Here is a 17,439-nt window from a genome sequence, read left to right as displayed (position 1 = left end):
CCATGGACGCCACCGAGCTGCGCCGACTCGTGGAGGACCAGCTCCGGCTCTCCCGCCGGCAGCAGGCCCGGATCCGCGAGCTGGAACGGGAGCAGCGTCCGCCGCTCGCCGTCGTCGGGCTCGGCCTGCGCTTCCCCGGCGACCTGCGCACGCCGGAGCAGTTCTGGGACTTCCTGCGCGGCGACGCGCACGCGGTCACCGGCATCCCCGACGACCGGCCCGGGCTGCGGGCCGCGTACCGGCCGGGGTCGGTCCGGCCGGGCCGCTCCTACGTGGACCGTGCGGCTTTTCTCAGCGACATCGGCCACTTCGACGCGGACTTCTTCGGCATCTCCCAGCGGGAGGCCGAGCTGCTCGACCCGCAGCAGCGGCTGCTGCTGGAGACCGCCTGGGAGGCCCTGGAGCGGGCCGGCGTGGCGGTCCGCCGCGCCGACCGGCTCGACGTCGGCGTCTACCTCGGCATGATGGCCTCCGAGTACGGCGAGCGGCTGGCCGTGCGGGAGGACAAGACCCCGCTCGACCCGTACTACGCCACCGGCGGCGGGCTCTGCTTCGGCGCCGGCCGGATCAGCTACGTGATGGGCTTCGCCGGCCCCGTGGTCAGCGTGGACACCGCCTGCTCCTCGTCGCTGGTCGCGATGCACCTGGCGGTCCGCGCGCTGCGGGCCCGGGAGTGCCGGTACGCGCTGGTCTGCGGCTCCAACCTGCTGCTGTCGCCGAACCTGATGGTGTCGCTGTGCCAGAGCCGGGCGCTCTCCCCGCAGGGCCGCTCCAAGTCCTTCCTGGCCTCCGCCGACGGGTACGGGCGGGGCGAGGGCGTAGGCGTGCTGGTGCTGATGCGCCTCGACGAGGCGGAGCGGGAGGGCCGACCGATCCTCGCCGTGGTCCGCGGCAGCGCGGTCAACCACGACGGCGCCGCCTCCGGGCTGACCGTGCCCAGCGGCCCGGCCCAGGAGCAGGTGGTCCGGGCGGCCCTCGCCGACGCCGTGGTGGACGCGGCCGACGTCGGCTGGGTCGAGGCGCACGGCACCGGCACGCTGCTCGGCGACCCGGTCGAGGTGGGCGCCCTCGACGCCGCCCTCGGCGCCGCGGTCCGGAAGCGCGGGGTGCCGCTCGGCATCGGCAGCGTCAAGGCCCGGCTCAACCACCTGGAGGCGGCCTCCGGGGCGGCAGGGCTGATGAAGACCGTGCTCATGCTGCACCACGGCGAGATCCCGGCCGCGGCCGACGAGTCCGACGGCCCGCTCAACGACCACATTCCCTGGGACCGGCTCGGCTTCACCGTGCCCCGGCGCACGACGCCCTGGCCGGCCGAGCTGCCCCGCCGGGTGGCCGGGGTGAACTCGTTCGGGATGAGCGGCACCAACGCGCACGTGGTCCTCGAGGCGTACCGGCCGGCGGGGTCGGACGGACCGGCCGCGCCGGACGGTGCGGAGCTGCTCACCATCTCCGCCCGGGACCCGCAGGGCCTGGCCACCCTCGGCGCGGCCGTGGTGGCGCGGCTTCGCGCCACCGACCCGGCGGACCTGCCGTCGCTCTGCCACACCCTGCGCGCCGGGCGTACCCCGTTCGGGCACCGGGTGGCGGTGGTCGGCGGCGGCGCCGACGAGCTGGCGGTCCGGCTGGCGGCGGCGGTCCGGCAGCCGGCCGGCCCGGCCGGGCGGCTGCGCCCGGTCACCTTCTGGACCGCCGTCGACCACACCGCCCTGGAGGTCGCCCTGGCGGTGGTCCGGAAACGCTGGCCCCGGCTGCTCCCGGCCGAGCCGGCCGGCGAGGCGCCGGAGCGGTGGGTGGCGTTGCTCGCCCGGCTCGGGGTCCGGGTCCGGTCCCGCCGCGACGCCGGCCGGCCGGAGCACGCGGGGCGCCTGGAGTGGCGCGGCGAGGACGGTGCGGCGTACCTGGTGCCGCTGGTCACCGACGTTCCCGAAGCGGCACCCGGGCTGCTGCTGGAGGCGCTGGCCGCGCTCTTCCTGGCCGGGCTCGACGTCCGTTTCGACGAGCTGCGCCCGGCCGGTGCCCGGATCCTGCCGGACCTGCCCACGTACCCGTTCCGGCGCCGGCGGTTCTGGGTGGACGAGCCGGTCGGCGCGGCCGGCACCGCCGCGGCGGCCGGCGGCGGGGACGTGGCGCCGCTGCCCACCGACCGGGCGGGCATCGAGGCGTACCTGATGACCGAGCTGCGCGACGTGCTGCACGCCGAGGAGGAGCTGGACCCGAGCCGGTCCTTCCTGGAGACGGGTGGCGACTCGTTCGTCTCCACCCTGTTCATGACCCGGATCGAGGAACGGTTCCAGATCGCGCTCACCCCCGAGGACCTGCCCATCGAGCGCCCGCTGGCCGCGCTGCTGGCGACGATCGCCGACCACATCACCGGCCGCCCGGTCGCGGCCGGGGGACGGGAGTGACCAGATGAGTGCGTTCCTGCGGCCACGGCCGGTCCCGGACCCCGACCTGCGCCTGGTCGCGTTCCACCACGCCGGTGGCTCCGGCAGCGCCTACTTTCCGCTCAGCCGCGGCCTCCCGCCCGAATGGGACCTGCTCCTGCCGGACCTGCCGGGTCGGGGCCGCCGGCACCGCGACGAGCCGCTGCGGGACATCCCTGCCATGGTCGCCCGGGTGGTCGAGGACCTGCTCGACTGGGCCGACGCGCCGCTGGCCCTGTTCGGGCACAGCCTGGGCGCGGTGGTCGCGGCGGAGACCGCGCGGGCGCTCGGCGCGCACGGTGTCGAACCGGTCTGGCTCGGCGTCTCGGGCCGGCCCGCCGCCGGCTACCGGGGTCCGAAGGCGACCCTGCCGTACGACCTGTCGGACGACGAGATGCTGCGCCACCTGTTCGCGCTGGGGGGCATGCCGGACCGGATCCACGAGGTGCCCGAGTTCCGCGCCCAGCTGCTCCGGCTGGTCCGCGCCGACCTGGGCGCGCTGGCCGGGTACGCCCCGCCACCCGTCCGCCCACCGTTGACCGTGCCGATGACCGCCTTCGGAGGCACCGAGGACGACTGGGCGCCGCCGGCGGCGATCGCGGCCTGGGCGGAGGAGACCACCGGACCGTTCCGGCGGCTGCTCTTCCCCGGCGGGCACTTCCACTTCCTCGGTCCCGCGTTCGGGTCCTTCACCGCCGCGCTGGTGGCGGAGGTCCGCGCCGCGGCCCGGTCCACCTCCCGGCCCCGGCCCGCGCCCGGCGTGGTCGCCGCCGGAGCCGCGTCACCCCCGGTGTGAGGAGCGCACGATGAGCACCAAGGATCAGCTCGTGCCGGCGGAGAGCCCACCGGTCGACATGCGACCGCTGATGGCCAGCTTCCCGTCCGGCGTCACGGTGACCACCGCGCTGCACTCCGACGGCCGGCCGTGGGGAATGACCTGCACCTCGCTGTGCAGCGTCTCCCTCGACCCGCCGATCCTGCTGGTCTGTTTGCGCTGCGGCAGCCCGACCCTGGAGGCGATCGCGGCGAGCCGGTCGTTCGCGGTGAACCTGCTGCACCACCAGGCCCGGGCCTACGCCGAGCTGTTCGCCTCCGGGGCGGTCGACCGCTTCGAGCGGGTCCGCTGGAGCGTCGGCCCGGCGGCCGGCGGCCCGCACCTGCTCGACGCCGCGCACACCATCGCCGACTGCGAGGTGGTCGACGACAGCGTGGTCGGCGACCACGCTGTGGTCATGGGCCGGGTCCGGGCGGTCAGCCAGCTGCGCCCGCAGCGGCCCCTGCTCTACGGCCTGCGCCGCTACGCCACCTGGCCGGAGCTGGTCGACGGCAGCTACCTCTCCTCCGACGCCCAGGCGTTCGACTGGTCCTGACGACCCGGCCGATGGGCGGCAGGAGCGGAGCACTGGCGAGGGCGGGCGAGGCCATCGAATTCTCGATGGACGTGCCCTGCCAGGATCGGCGCATGGCGAACGTCTGGTCCGGTGTCACGATCGACTGCCTTGACCCGGAGCGGGTGGCCCGATTCTGGAGCGCCCTGCTCGGTCGCGAGCCCGGCCCGTCGCAGGAGGGCTGGGTCTACCTCGGCGAGCGAGGTGACCCGCAACCGCGGCTGGTGTTCCAGCCGGTGCCGGAGCCCCGGACCGGCAAGGTGCGGATGCACCTCGACATCACCGTCGACGACATCGACGAGGCCATGACGACGGTCATCGATCTCGGTGGCCGGTTCACCGGTGAGCGGCACGACCACGAGGAGGGTGTGGTCGTCGTGATGGCCGACCCGGAGGATCACGAGTTCTGCCTGGTCGAGTACCGCGGCTGACGGCGGCGCGCCCGCGTTCGCCGAGCGGGGGAAACTGCTCCGGGACATCGCCGAGGCAGCGGGTGCGTGGCACCCGGGCCGGTGCGGTGCGAGGGTTCCACGGTCGAGCTGAACCTGCCTGCACCGATCCCGGCCGGACGCGCACCGCTTGACACCGGGCCGCCAACTGCGAAAGTGGCAACATGGCCGCGTGATCGACTCGCCGAGACTGATCCGGTCCGTCCCGAACGCACCGTGGCTACCTGTGAGCAGCACTGCCGAGGTCTGGTTCGGCAACGACATCGAGGTTCCGGAACCCGCGGTGATCGTCCGCCTGCTGATGCGGCGCGACACCCCCGCCGGTCGGGAACTGTTCTGCGTCCAGACGCCCAGGGCCTCGACATCCCCACCGTGTTCCTCGGCACCGGGGACGGGTGGCGCCCGGCATCGGCGGGGATCGCGGACCTGACATCGCGGTACCTGACCGAGGGCACCCCCACGCGGTGTGTCGGTTTCGTGCGGAACGTCGTACCAACACCGGATGAGACGTATCGCCTGCCGGCACCGGTCGCCCACGTTCCGGTCTTCACGCCGAACGATCCGACCCTCGTCCCGTCCGATGAGGTCGGTACGTGGCTCGGCGCCACCCGGCGCGCCCTCGCCGCTGGCCGAGCGCCATTGGTGGCCCATCGCGTGCGAGCTGCTGGGCTGGCCGTACGAGTGACTGAGGAGGCCAACGCACGCCGCGTGAGCGTGCGTGGCTGTGCTGCAGACTCCCGCACGATGTCCGGCCCCGACGCTATGGTGCCGGAATGGCGCTGGAGATCACGACGCGTGTCCGGGTGGACGGTGGGGCTCCCGTCGAACGGCTGATGTGCCATCCCCGCCTGCCGCTGGTCGCCGGCTGGGACTCCGAACGCCCGACCGTCCGCGTCTGGGACCACACGGACGGGAATCCGCGCGAGTGCGGCATCGTGGGTGCGGACTCGCCCGGCTACGGAGAAGCCGATGGCTGGGACCGGTTCGAGCGGACACCGGTGGCGGCGTGGCATCCGTACGAGCCGTTGCTGGTGGTGGCGGTCGACGGTGAGGTGGTGCAGTGGACGGCGGGCGACGTGTCCGCGCTGGCGGGTGCTCCCTCGCCCACCGCCTATCACAGTCTGGCCTTCAGCCCCGACGGCCGGACGCTGTGGGCGTCGCCGGCCTCCGGCGGCGGGGAGGACGCGTGGGAGTCCTCCGACGTTCTCGATCTCGGGTCGGCAACCGTCGGTGTCGGGCCGAGGTGGGACACGGGTGTCGCCGTACATCCGGGCGGCGGGCTGCTGGTCACTCTCCGCAGCGACCAGGGTGCCACGTACGCGACCTTCGCGCGAGTCGACGGCGAGGCGGTCCCGGCCGCGATGCGCCTTCTGCGCCGGACGCTGATCCTGGACGTGGACGGTTACCAGACGCCGATCTTCAGCGCTGACGGCCGGCACTTCGCGATCCGCGGCAACTCGTACGGGCACACCGTCGAGGTGTTCGCGTTCCCCTCGCTCGAGCGGGTCCTCGGCACCACCCTCGGGCCGCCCAGCCCCGGTTACCCCTATCCGGACGAGTGGCTCGAGCAGATGCGGGCCTGGTCGCGGCACAACATCGCCTTCGGGGCCCGGCCCGGCGTGCTGTGGGTCGGCACGCCGGCCGGGGTTCTCGTCGAGCTCGACGTCCGTGACGCACACCTGGTCGAGCACGACGTCCTGGCCGGTTCCCCGGTCACCGCGCTGGCCGCCACGGCGACGGGTGCAATCGTCGTCGCGGATGGTGACGGCAACCTGTGCGTCGTGTCCGTGCCGGCCGTCCCGGCAGGGGACCGTGGCGCGGAACGTGCGGCATCGCAGGCCCTGGTGGCGGCGTTCGTGGACGAGACGTCCGAGGTTCCCGACGACGCCGCCTGGGAGGAGCAGGCCGTTCGCACCGACGGGGTGCGTACCTGGCAACCGGATGACCTGGCAACCGTGACGGACGCGACCGAAGGCGATCCGACCTGGCTGCAGATCCACGCGGCCGTGAACCGAGCGGTTGCGGGCGCCGACGCGCCGTCCTGACCGCCCCGGAGCCTGATCGGGAGGCTCCGCCGGGCCGGGTCCCTCACGTTGCCGCGGTCGGAAGCTGGAAAGACCGCCGTCGGACGGGCTAGTGACCGAGCACAACCCGGTGTCGACCGGAGCCCCCGGCGGCGGTCGTCGCCGCCTCTGATTCGGCGGCGAAACGGGCGATCCGCTCGGCCAACCGGGCCGAGGCGGCGGCGGACACGATCGAGTGGTGGTCCTCCGGCCAGCGTTCCACGGTCAGCTCCGGGCAGGCCGCCCGCCAGGCGGGCACCGGGTCCGGGCGTTCCACCCGGTCGGCCACGATCAGCAGCACCGGCGCCACTCCCGGGGCGGGCCGGTGCGCCGCCAGTGCGGCCAGGTTGTCCCCGTGTACCCGGACCAGCCGCCGATACCCGGCCTCGTCCAGCTCGGCCGGCAGCAGCCCGGTCGCCCGCGCCGCCTCGTGCGCCGCGCCCGCCAGCCCGTGCGCCGGGGCCGCGTCGAGCGCCGCGATCACCGGTGTGGGCAGCGCACCGCCGGCCAGGTCGGTGAGGAACTCGCGGTGCCGCTCCCGCTCGTCGGCCGGCAGCCGCTGGGTGCGGATGTCACTGTCCACCATGACCACCCGGGCCGCCTCGCCCTCGTCGCGCAGCTGGGCGGCCAGCTCGTGCGCCAGCACACCTCCCATCGACCAGCCGGCGAGCAGGTACGGTCCGTGCGGCGCCAGCCGGCGCAGCTCGGCCCGGTAGCCGGCGGCCATGTCGGCGAGGCTGGGCGGGCCGGCCGGGTCGTCGCCGGCCAGGGCCCGGCTCTGGAAGCCGTACACCGGGCCGGCCCAGGCGCGGGCCAGGTCGGCGTAGCGGGCCACCGACCCGCCCACCGGGTGGCACAGGAACAGCGGCTGCCCGGCACCGTCGGCCAGCGGTACGGCACACCGGACGGTGCCGTCGCCGGCGGCGAGCCGGGCGGCCAGCCCGCGTACCGTCGGCGCGTCGAAGATCTGCCCGAACGGCACCTCGGCGCCGAGTTCGGCGCGGAGCCGCTGCACCAGGCGCAGCGCGAGCAGCGAGTTGCCGCCGAGGGCGAAGAAGTCGTCGTCCGGCCGGACCGCCGGCACCTCCAGCAGCTCCGCCCAGACCCGGCAGATCCGCTCCTCCAGTGGACTTCCGCCGACCGCCGCGGCCGGTCGGTCGGTCTCCGGTCCGGAGCCGGCGGCGGCCTCGGCGGCGGCGAGAGCCCGGTCCAGGTCGACCTTGCCGTTGCCGCTGAGCGGCAGCCGGTCCAGCAGGTGGATCCGCGCCGGCACCAGGTACGCGGGCAGCCTCTCCCGCAGGTACCCGGCGAGCGCCGCCGGATCCGGCGGAGTCGTCTCCGCCGCGGGCACCACGATGGCGACGAGCCGGCGCTGCCCGCCGGGCACCTGCTGGGTGGTGACCGCGCAGTCCCGCACCTGCGGGTGGGTCCGCGCCACCGCCTCGATCTCGCCCGGTTCCACCCGGAACCCCTGCACCTTGACCTGGCGGTCCTCCCGGCCGAGGAACTCGATGGTGCCGTCCGGCCAGTACCGCCCCAGGTCGCCGGTGCGGTAGAGCCGCTCTCCGGTGGCCGGGTCGGTGACGAACCGCTCGGCGGTCCGCTCCGGGTCCCGCCAGTAGCCCTCGGCCAGCCCGGCCCCGCCGATGTAGATGCCGCCGACCGCCCACGGTGGACGTAGCCGGAACCGCTCGTCGAGCACCCGCATGGTCTGGTTCGGCAGCGGCCGGCCGTACGGGATGCTCCGCCAGGCCGGGTCGACCGCGCCGATCTCGTAGCTGTTGGACCAGATCGCCGCCTCGGTGGCGCCGCCCAGCGCGGTGACCCGGGTGCCCGGCCAGGTCGCCCGGAGCCGGTCGGGCAGGACGGTGGGCACCCAGTCGCCGCTGAGCAGGAACGCCCGGACCGGGGGCCGGTCGTCGGCCGGTCGGGCGGCCGCCACCTCGACCAGCATCTGGGCCAGCGCGGGCACCGAGTTCCACACGGTCGCCCCGTGCCGGGTCGCGGCGTCGGCCCAGCCGACCGGGTCGGGGCGGCTGCCACCGGCGGGCAGCACCAGGGTCGCGCCGGCGGCCAGGGTGCCGAACACGTCCCAGACGGACAGGTCGAAGCTGAGCGAGGAGATGCCGAACACCCGGTCGTCGGGGCCCAGATGGAACCGCTGGTTGATGTCCGCCACCGTGTTGCGGGCGGCCCGGTGCGCCACCGCGACCCCCTTGGGCCGGCCGGTGGAGCCGGACGTGTAGATCACGTACGCCAGGTCGCCCGCCGCCCCGGCCGGCCCGTCGGGCCCCTCCGGCCCGGCGGCGGCCGGGAGCCGGTCCACCTGGATCGCCGGCACGTCCCGCCCGCCGAGGTCGGCAGGGTGGTGCGACTGGACCAGCGCCACCCGGGCCGCGCACTCGTCGATCAGGTGGCCGATCCGTTCGGCGGGCAGCGCCACGTCGACCGGGCAGTACGCCGCGCCGGCGCGCAGCACGCCGAGGACGGCGACCACCTGCTCCCAGCCCTTGGCCATCACCACCGGCACCAGGTCACCGGGGCCGACGCCGTGCCGGCGCAGCGCCCCGGCCACCGCGGCCGAGGCGGTCGCGAGGTCCCGGTAGCTCAACGTGTGGGTGTCGGTGACCACCGCGGGGTGGTCCGGCCGTTCGGTGGCCCGGCGCAGGAAGCCGTCCTCCAGCCGGCCGGCCGGCGGCGGCCCGGCGGGCGTGTTGTCCCGGGCCACCACCGCCCGGTGGGCCGGCGGCACCGGCTCGGGCGGCGTCCCGGCCGCGCCGAGCGCCCGCAGCAGCCGCTCGTACGCCTCGAACGCCGCCTCCGGCAGCCCGGCGGGAAAGGCGTCGTCGACCACGTCCCAGATGCAGTCCACGCCCCCGTCCGGGGCGTCCTGGAGCTGGTTGTCCACCAACACCTGCGGGGTGCGCAGGTGGCTGTCGACCTGGCGGCAGACCGGCCGCCCGGCGGCCGCGCCGGCCGGCCGGCGCGGGGCGAGCATGCTGTTGAAGACGTACGGCAGGGCTGCCCGGCTGGTCCAGCCGCGCCGGGCGGCCAGCTCCCGGGTGACCCGCACGGCGGTGACGTCGCTGTGCGCCATGTCCCGCCAGAGCTGGCGCTGCAACTGCCGGGCCCGCTCCCAGAAGTCGTCGCCCGCGCCCAGGTCCACCTCGAGGGGCAGGGTGGCGCTGAGCTGGCCGACCACCCCGGCCAGTTCGGGGTGCAGGGTGGGCAGGTTCTGGTGCAGCACGTTGAGGCAGAACCGGGGCTGTGCGGCCCAGCCCCCGAGGACCTCGGCGAAGACCTGGAGCAGCGCGCTCGGCGGCAGCACCCGGTGCTGCCGGGCGGCGGCGCAGAGCCGGTCCCACTCGGCGCGGCTGAGGTGGCAGACCCGGCGGACCAGACGGACCGGATCGATGCCGGCCAGCGGGCCGGCCAGCGGCAGCTGCGGCGCGTCCGGCAGGCTGTCCAGCCGCTGCTCCCAGTACCGCCAGTGCGCCCGGTACGGCTCGGTGTCCTGCCAGGCCACCAGGTCCCGGACGCTGTCGGCGAAGGCCCGCGCCACCGGGGGCAGCGCGACCCCGGGGTCCTGGTAGAGCTGCCACCATTCGCCGAGCAGGTGCCGGGTGCTGGCGGAGTCGAGCAGCAGCAGGCTCATCGCCAGGTGCAGCCGCCACCGGTGCCGGCGCAGCCGCTGGGCGACCACCTGGAACAGCGGCCAGCCGGTCGGGTCCACCCCCTGCTCGGCGATCCGCTCCCGGACCGCGCGCAGCGCCGCGTCGCGCTCGGCGGGCGGCAGTCCGGTCAGGTCGGTCACCGCCAGCGGGAACGGCGTCACCCGGACGTCGGGCAGCACCCGCTGGCCGCCGTCGGGCAGGATCACCGTGCGCAGGTGCTCGTGCCGGTCGATCAGCCGGTCGACCGCCGCCCGGGCGCGCTCCGGGTCGAAGCCGGCCACGTCCAGCTCGACGTACATGGTGGGCCGGAACCCGCCGAGTTCGATCAGCGGGCTGCTGCCGACGAGGTAGCCGGCCTGGAGGTCGGTCAGCGGGAACGTGCGCCGCGACTCGGGGTCCGTGGTCACTGGGGCCTCCGGCGGGTACGGGTGTCGGTAGGGGTTCTCCGGGTGCTGCCCGGCCGGCGTGGCCGGCGGATCATGCCTGGTCGGCGGCGGTACCGGGGCCGCCGGGACCGGCCGGGTCCGCCTAGAGGGTGCGCCTGCGCGGGCGTACTGTCTTCGCGCAGATTGCTGTTCCCGCAGCGCGCCGGCACCGCTGGCCGGGGCCGGCGAGTAGTACCGCCACGAGCGCACCGCCGCCCCCGAGACGGCTGCGGCGGGTCCGCGCGGGCCGGTGCCGGGGAGCCGGCGGATTGTCCACCCGGGGCCCCGCCGGATCACCTCCCAGATTGCCCAGATTCGATGCTTGTGACCGGCTTCCCCGGCTGCCTATCGTGCGCTCACCGCCCGACCGTCGAGGGAGCGTACGCCGATGACACTGACCGCCTCCGCCCGACCGGAGACCGCGCCGCCCGCCGCCGGCCCGGGCGGCCCCGGTGCGGCCGACGTCGTCGACCGGCACCTGGCCGTCGCCCCCGGGCTGGAGCAGGCAGTCTGGGCGGATGCCCGCTCCGCGCCGACCCGGCTGCGGGCCGCCGCCGGCCTGTTGCTGGCGGCGGTGGTCGCCACCGGACTGGACTGGGCGTCGTCGCTGGCCTGGCTGCGCGGCGACGCCGGACCGGTCGATCCGGGCGACCGTACGCGGGTCCCGGCCGGCGAGGTCGCGCCGGCCGGCGAGGGCCGGTTCGCCGCCGAGACGGCCTTCCTGCGCAACGAGGCGGAGTGGACGGCCTGGCACCGACGCATTCGCGAGGAGGTCGGGGCCGCCGGCACCGGGCTGGGGGAGTGGCGGCGGCACCTCGCCGACACCCTCGGCGAACTGCGTGAGCTGGAGCGCGCCGGCCGGCTCGACGCTCCGGCCGGGGCGGTCCTGCGCCGGCTGGTCGGGGCGCACCAGGAGCGGATCGGCCTGACCGCCGCCGAACGGGCCCAGGCGGCCTGGCTGGTGTCCCTCGCGGTGCTCCGGGCCACGCCGCGCGGTCCGTTCTTCGCCGACGGTCCCGAGGCGCTCGACCGCCGGCTGCACGAGGAGGCCAAGTACGCGCCGGCCACCATCCTCGACCAGATGCCGGACCTGGTCGGCGCCGGCACGGAAGGCCGGCAGCCGCTGCCCGTACGCGGGACGCCGCTGCCGCTGGCCGGGCCCGACGCGGAGCTGCCCGGGCTGGCCGAGGTGCTGCTCGCCCGGCGCAGCGCCTACGGCACGTACACCGGCCCGCTCACCGCCGACGAGGTGGGCCGACTGCTCTACCACTCCGCCGCGGTCACCGGGGAGAAGACCATGGACGGCGCGGAGGCGCCGCTGCGGGTCCGGCCCCACCCCAGCGGCGGCAACCGTTACCCGGTGCGGCTGCTGGCCTACTGCCACGACGTGGCGGGTGTGCCGCGCGGCCTCTACCTGCACGACCCCGATGCGCACGCGTTGCTCCCGCTCGACGCCCGCGACCTGACCGGCGAACTCATCCCGGCGGTGCCGGCGACCGACCCCCGGCTGCCCGCCACCAAGGCCGGCGGCAAGATCGACGCCGCCGGTTGCCCGCTCTGGCTCTTCCTGGTCGCCGACCTGACCTACCAGCGGCTGCACTACGGCCTGCGGTCCTACCGCCTGGTGCTGCTGGAGGGCGGGCACGTGGCGCAGAACCTCTCCCTGGTCTCCACCGGGCTGGGGCTGTCCAGCGTGGGCCTCTGCGGTTTCTACGACGACGCGCTGCACGCCGCCCTCGGCCTGGACGGGGTGAACTCCGCCGTCCTCTACACCTATCTGGTCGGCCGGGTGTCGACCCCGGCCACGCCGGACTGACCCGACCGGCCGGCGCCTCGCCACGGCACCGACTGTTCGTCACCGCGTCGGTACCCGGTGAGATGATGGGGCGCATGCAGGTTGGCATCCTCGGGCCGCTCACGGTGGCCGCCGACGGGCGACAGGTCGAGATCGGCGGCGCCCGGCTGCGCCGGCTGTTGATCCTGCTCGCCCTCGAGGTCGGCCGTACGGTGACCGTCGAGGCGCTGACCGACGCGCTCTGGGCCGACACCGCCCCCACCGACCCGACGAACGCCGTCCAGTCGCTGGTCTCCCGGCTGCGCCGCGCCCTGCCGGTCACCTCCGCGCTGCACTCGGCGCACGGCGGCTACCGGCTGGAGCTGCCCCGGGAGGCGGTCGACGCCTACCGGTTCGAGCGGCTGGCCCGGGAGGGCCAGCGGGCGCTGCGGTCGGGCGATCCGGTCACCGCGACCACCTGCCTGGCCGAGGCGTTGTCGCTGTGGCGCGGCCCGGCCCTCGCCGACGTCACCGACACCCGGTACGCCGCCGCGGCCGCCGCCCGGCTCGAGGAGCTGCGGCTCTCCGCGCTGGAGGACCGGGCCGAGGCCGACCTGGTCACCGGCCGGGCCGACCAGCTCGTCGCCGAGCTGGAGGAGCTGGCCGCCCGGCAGCCGCTGCGGGAGCGCACCCGTGCGCTGCTGATGAACGCCCTCTACGCCACCGGTCGGCAGGCCGAGGCGCTGCGGTCGTACGAGGAATTCCGGGCCCGGCTCGCCGAGGAACTCGGCGTCGACCCGTCCCCCCGGGTCCGCGACCTGCACGTGGCCATGCTCCGCCGGGACCCGGCGTTGACTCCGGCCGCCGTCCCGCTCGCCCCGGCCACGCCGGCCGACACGGCCCCGCCGCCGGCCGGGCCGCCGGCCGCCGCCGGCCGGGCCGCCCCGGCGGAGCCCCCGGGCCCGGTCGCCCGGCCGGGCAATTTGCGGGCCCCGCTGACCACCTTCGTCGGCCGGGACACCGAGCTGCGCCGCCTCGCCGACCAGCTCCGGGACGGCCGGCTGGTGACCCTGGTCGGACCGGGCGGCGCCGGCAAGACCCGGCTGGCCACCACGCTCGCCGGCACGCTGGCCGACGCCCATCCCGGCGGCGCCTGGCTGGTCGAGCTGGCCGCCGTCACCGACCCGGCCGACGTGCCGCAGGTGGTGGTCCGGGCGCTCGGCCTGCGCGAGGCCGGCCTGCTCGAGGGCCCGGCGCCGCGCGACCTGCTCGACCAGTTGGTCGAGGCGTTCTCGGTGGCGCCGACGCTGCTGGTGCTCGACAACTGCGAGCACCTGGTGGACGCCGCCGCCCAACTGGTCGACGAACTGCTCGGCCGCTGCCCCCAGCTGCGGGTCGTGGCCACCAGCCGGGAGCCGCTGGGCATCGTCGGCGAGGCGCTCTGCCCGGTGCCGCCGCTCGGCCTGCCGGCCCCGGCGGCCACCCTCGCCGAGGCCGTCGGGTCCCCGGCCGTGCAGTTGTTCGTCAATCGGGCGGCCGCGGTCCGCCCCGGCTTCGCGGTCACCGAGGCCAACGTCGCCGCCGTGGTGGAGGTCTGCCGGCGGCTGGACGGCCTGCCGCTCGCCATCGAACTCGCAGCCGCCCGCACCCGGACGCTGCCGGTGGAGGAGTTGGCCGCCCGGCTCTCCGACCGGTTCCGGCTGCTCACCGGGGGCAGCCGCACGGCCATGCCCCGGCACCGCACGCTGCGGGCGGTGGTCGCCTGGAGCTGGGATCTGCTGGAGCCCGACGAGCGCCGGCTGGCGCAGCGGCTGGCGGTCTTCCCCGGCGCGGTCACCCCGGAGAGCGCGGCCCGCCTCTGCGAGCTGTCCCCGCCGATCGCGCCGGCCGCGCTGGATCTGCTCTCCGCCCTGGTCGACAAGTCGCTGCTGCAGCGGCTGGACGGCCCCCGGCCGCGCTACCGGATGCTGGAGACCATCCGGGAGTACGGCCTGGAGCGGCTGGCCGAGGAGGACGAGGTGGCCACCGCCCGGCGGGCGCACGCCCAGTACTTCCTGGAGCTGTCCGAGCGGGCCGAGCCTCGGCTGCGCGGGCCGGAGCAGGTGGTCTGGCTGCCCCGGCTGGCCGCGGAGCGGGAGAACCTGCTGGCCGCGTTCCACTTCGCCTGCGACACCGGCGACGCGGGGGTCGCGGTCCGGCTGGCCGCCGCGGTCAGCCCGCTGTGGACGGTGCAGGGCAACCACGCCGAGGCGGGCGCCTGGCTGCGGGCGGTGCTCGAACTGCCGGGCGAGGCGCCGCCCGCGGCGCGCCGGGCCGCCACCGCGGCCTACCTGTTCAACACCGTGCTCACCGGCGGCCGGGTCGGCGGGGACGTCCCGATTGACACCCTGCTGGCCCGCCTGCCCGACTGCGACGGCCCGGACGACCACCCGGTCGCCGCCCTGCTCGACCCGGCGCTGGCCTTCGTTCACGAGGACGTCGCCGCCGGCCTGGCGGCCATCGCCCACCTGCGCCGCCACCCCGACCCGTGGGCGCGCGGCACGCTCATGCTGATGGCGGCGCTGCTGCACGGCCAGGACGGCGACACCGCCGCGATGCGGGCCGACCTGGCGGAGGCGGCGACCGCGTTCCGGGAGACGGGGGACCGCTGGGGCCTGGCCATGGCGCTCACCTTCGAGGCGCACGTCCACCTGGTGCTCGGTGACTTCCCGGTGGCCATGGCGGCCGCCGAGGAGGCCGCCACCCTGCTGCACACGCTCGACGCGACCGCCGACGCCGCGCTCCAGCGCGTCCTGCTGGCCGTCGCGCTGATCTGGCACGGCGACCTGTCGCGGGCCCGGGACGAGCTGCGCTCGCTGGTCGCCCCGGCGGCCCGGCCGGTCGCCGCCCGCTACCTGGTGCTGGCCCACCTCTGGCTGGGCCACCTCGCCCGCTACGACGGCGCCCTCGACGAGGCGGCGCGAGCGTACGACCGGGCCCGCGCCGATCTGGAGCGGATCACCTTCGACGCGGCGCTGTACCGGTCGATGCACCGGTGCGCCGTGGCCCAGCTAACGGTGGCCCGGGGGGACCTGGCGGCCGCCCGGGAGCACCTGGCCGCCGCGTTCGCCCTGTCCGTCGAGCCGGGTTACATGCCGGTGCTGGCGGAGATCGGGGTGGCCACGGCGGCGGCGTGCCTGGCGTCCGGCGAGGCGGAACTGGCGGCGGAACTGCTCGGCGCGGCCAGCGCTCTGCACCGCGGCCCGGACTCGTTCCACCCGGACGCGACCGAACTGGGCCGTCGGCTCGCCGACACGCTGGGCGGGGACCTGCACGCCGCCGCCGTCGAGCGAGGGCGCGCCCGGGACCGGGCCGGCGCCCTCGCCCTCATCGACGCTCAGGTACGCCGTCGGTAGGCGCGCACCGCCAGCGGCATGAAGAACGCCAGCAGCCCGACCGACCAGAGCAGGGTGCGCATCACCGGTCCGGCCACCGGCCCGCCGAGCAGCAGGCCCCGGCACGCCTCCATGGCGTGGCTGGCCGGGTTGATCTTGACCCAGGCCTGGAGCCAGCCCGGCAGGGTGTCGGTGGGCGCCACCATGTTGGTGCCGAAGGCGAGCGGGAACATGGTCAGCGTGACGATGCCCTGCACTCCGGCGGCATCCCGGGAGACCACGCCGGCCAGCACGTAACCCCAGCTCAGGCAGAAGCCGAAGAACACCGTCAGCGCGCCGGCCGCGAGGGCCTGGAGGAAGCCGGTCTCCACCCGGAAGCCGAGCAGGTAGCCGAAGGCGAACACGGTGACCAGCGAGATCACGTACCGGATGAGGTCACCGAGGACCGAGCCGATCAGCGGCGCGGACCGGCCGATGGGCAGGCTGCGGAACCGTTCGAAGACGCCGGTGCGGATGTCCGCGTTCAGGCTCACCCCGGTGATCATGATGCCCGAGATGATCACCGTCATCACCAGCGCGGCCGGGAAGATGAACTGCAGGTAGTCCCCGGTGTTGCCGGAGACCGCGCCGCCGAACAGGTAGACGAACATCACCAGGAAGATCACCGGGATGAGCACCGCGTGGGCGAGCCCCTCCGGGGTGCGGCGCACCTTGATCAGGCTCCGCCGGGCCAGCGCGAGGCTGTGCCGGAGCAGCCCGTACGGGCGCTTGACCGGCTCGGTCACCGTGCCGGTGGACTGGCTGGGAACACTGGTCGCGGTCACGCCGCCACCTCCTGTTCGCGCTCGGGCTCGGCGGTGTGCCGGCCGGTGAGGGTGAAGAACACCTCGTCCAGGCTGGGCAGCCGCAGGGACAGCTCGGTGACCGCGATGTTCGCCGCGGCGAGCTGGCGGACCACCTCGGTGAACGCGGAGTCGCCGACCACCGGCACGGTGAGCACCCCGGGGCCGACCTGCTCGGGCACGTGCCCGGCGACGCTGCCCAGGATGGCCGCGGCCTCGCTGACCTGCGCCGGATCGGCCGCGCGCAGCTGGATGGTCTGCCCACCGACGACCTGCTTCAACTCGTCCGGGCTGCCGTCGGCGATCACCTTGCCCCGGTCGAGGACGACGATGTCGTCGGAGAGGGTGTCCGCCTCCTCCAGGTACTGCGTGGTGAGTAGGACGGTGGTGCCGTCGCCGGCCATCGTCCGGATCATCCGCCAGACCTCTTCGCGCTTGGCCGGGTCGAGCCCGGTCGTCGGCTCGTCGAGGAAGATCACCGCGGGCTGGCCGATCAGGCTGGCGGCCAGGTCGAGGCGCCGCCGCATGCCGCCGGAGTAGGTGCGGACCCGACGGCCGGCCGCCTCGGTCAGCTCGAACCGCTCCAGCAGCTCGACGGCCCGCGCGGCCGCCTCGGCCTTGCGCAGGTCGAGCAGCTGACCGATGAGCACCAGATTCTCCGTGCCGGTCAGGTCCTCGTCGACCGAGGTGTCCTGCCCGGCGATGCCGATCAGCCGGCGCACCCGGGCCGGCTGGCGCACCACGTCGATCCCGCCGACCGTCGCCGTGCCCGAGTCCGGGCGCAGCAGGGTGGCGAGGATCCGTACCGCCGTGGTCTTGCCCGCGCCGTTGGGGCCCAGCACGCTGAGTACCGTGCCCGGGCGGGCCGCGAAGTCGACGCCGCTGAGCGCTGTGTTCGTGCCGAAACGCTTGACGAGGGCCTCGGCCTGGAATCCGTACCGCATGTCGCCGATGCTGGCAGCGATCGCTGGCAGAGCCCGCACAGATCGCTGTCACCCTCCGTCGCGGGGTACGGACGGGGTGCGGG

Annotated in this window: 10 protein-coding genes; 7 read left to right on the top strand and 3 right to left on the bottom strand. The window is 75.5% G+C overall.

Annotated features, from left to right (window positions below; translation table 11 throughout):
* Positions 1-2: 2 nt before the first annotated feature.
* The 5 genes from ACL02O_RS08515 (at position 3) to ACL02O_RS08495 (ending at position 6,305) form a co-directional block, all read left to right on the top strand.
* Positions 3-2,405 carry a beta-ketoacyl synthase N-terminal-like domain-containing protein gene (locus tag ACL02O_RS08515; RefSeq protein ID WP_412817495.1) on the top strand — a complete coding sequence of 801 codons (2,403 nt, stop codon included), beginning with the start codon at positions 3-5 and terminating at the stop codon, positions 2,403-2,405.
* A gap of 4 nt (positions 2,406-2,409) precedes the next feature.
* On the top strand, positions 2,410-3,219 hold the full coding sequence (locus ACL02O_RS08510) for a thioesterase II family protein (RefSeq protein WP_412817435.1): 810 nt from the start codon (positions 2,410-2,412) through the stop codon (positions 3,217-3,219).
* Between the two features lie 10 nt (positions 3,220-3,229).
* On the top strand, positions 3,230-3,793 hold the full coding sequence (locus ACL02O_RS08505; protein WP_412817434.1) for a flavin reductase family protein: 564 nt from the start codon (positions 3,230-3,232) through the stop codon (positions 3,791-3,793).
* Between the two features lie 92 nt (positions 3,794-3,885).
* Positions 3,886-4,242: a VOC family protein gene (locus ACL02O_RS08500; protein WP_412817433.1), complete on the top strand. Its 357-nt coding sequence runs from the start codon at positions 3,886-3,888 to the stop codon at positions 4,240-4,242.
* A gap of 791 nt (positions 4,243-5,033) precedes the next feature.
* On the top strand, positions 5,034-6,305 hold the full coding sequence (locus tag ACL02O_RS08495; protein ID WP_412817432.1) for a hypothetical protein: 1,272 nt from the start codon (positions 5,034-5,036) through the stop codon (positions 6,303-6,305).
* A gap of 88 nt (positions 6,306-6,393) precedes the next feature.
* On the opposite strand, the gene ACL02O_RS08490 is transcribed toward ACL02O_RS08495, so the two are convergent.
* Positions 6,394-10,404, bottom strand: coding sequence for a non-ribosomal peptide synthetase (locus tag ACL02O_RS08490; protein ID WP_412817431.1), 4,011 nt, complete (start codon positions 10,402-10,404; stop codon positions 6,394-6,396).
* A gap of 406 nt (positions 10,405-10,810) precedes the next feature.
* Here ACL02O_RS08490 and ACL02O_RS08485 point away from each other — a divergent pair, with 406 nt between their 5' ends.
* Both ACL02O_RS08485 and ACL02O_RS08480 read left to right on the top strand, forming a co-directional pair.
* Entirely contained in the window at positions 10,811-12,238 is a 1,428-nt protein-coding gene (locus ACL02O_RS08485) for a SagB family peptide dehydrogenase (protein ID WP_412817430.1), read from the top strand.
* Between the two features lie 74 nt (positions 12,239-12,312).
* A complete protein-coding gene (locus ACL02O_RS08480; protein WP_412817429.1) occupies positions 12,313-15,591 on the top strand; it encodes an AfsR/SARP family transcriptional regulator in 3,279 nt (1,092 codons plus the stop codon).
* On the opposite strand, the gene ACL02O_RS08475 is transcribed toward ACL02O_RS08480, so the two are convergent.
* Positions 15,573-16,394 (bottom strand): ABC transporter permease, encoded by an 822-nt coding sequence (locus ACL02O_RS08475; protein ID WP_412817428.1) that lies wholly within the window; start codon positions 16,392-16,394, stop codon positions 15,573-15,575. The two genes, ACL02O_RS08480 and ACL02O_RS08475, sit on opposite strands and share 19 nt — an antisense overlap.
* Entirely contained in the window at positions 16,391-17,356 is a 966-nt protein-coding gene (locus ACL02O_RS08470) for an ATP-binding cassette domain-containing protein (RefSeq protein ID WP_412817427.1), read from the bottom strand. The genes ACL02O_RS08475 and ACL02O_RS08470 overlap by 4 nt, the downstream gene beginning before the upstream one ends.
* Positions 17,357-17,439: the final 83 nt, after the last annotated feature.

The organism is Micromonospora mangrovicola, from assembly GCF_047200535.1.
Classification (GTDB): Bacteria; Actinomycetota; Actinomycetes; order Mycobacteriales; family Micromonosporaceae; genus Micromonospora.
Note: the sequence above shows the minus strand (reverse complement) of the source record. Positions and strands in the feature narration are given on the sequence as shown.

Bases quoted from the DNA above. Each gene is read 5' to 3' on its own strand.
- ACL02O_RS08505 (WP_412817434.1), top strand. From the start codon at position 3,230: ATGAGCACCAAGGATCAGCTCGTGCCGGCGGAGAGCCCACCGGTCGAC.
- ACL02O_RS08485 (WP_412817430.1), top strand. From the start codon at position 10,811: ATGACACTGACCGCCTCCGCCCGACCGGAGACCGCGCCGCCCGCCGCC.
- ACL02O_RS08495 (WP_412817432.1), top strand. From the start codon at position 5,034: ATGGCGCTGGAGATCACGACGCGTGTCCGGGTGGACGGTGGGGCTCCC.
- ACL02O_RS08510 (WP_412817435.1), top strand. From the start codon at position 2,410: ATGAGTGCGTTCCTGCGGCCACGGCCGGTCCCGGACCCCGACCTGCGC.
- ACL02O_RS08470 (WP_412817427.1), bottom strand. From the start codon at position 17,356: ATGCGGTACGGATTCCAGGCCGAGGCCCTCGTCAAGCGTTTCGGCACG.
- ACL02O_RS08480 (WP_412817429.1), top strand. From the start codon at position 12,313: ATGCAGGTTGGCATCCTCGGGCCGCTCACGGTGGCCGCCGACGGGCGA.
- ACL02O_RS08500 (WP_412817433.1), top strand. From the start codon at position 3,886: ATGGCGAACGTCTGGTCCGGTGTCACGATCGACTGCCTTGACCCGGAG.
- ACL02O_RS08515 (WP_412817495.1), top strand. From the start codon at position 3: ATGGACGCCACCGAGCTGCGCCGACTCGTGGAGGACCAGCTCCGGCTC.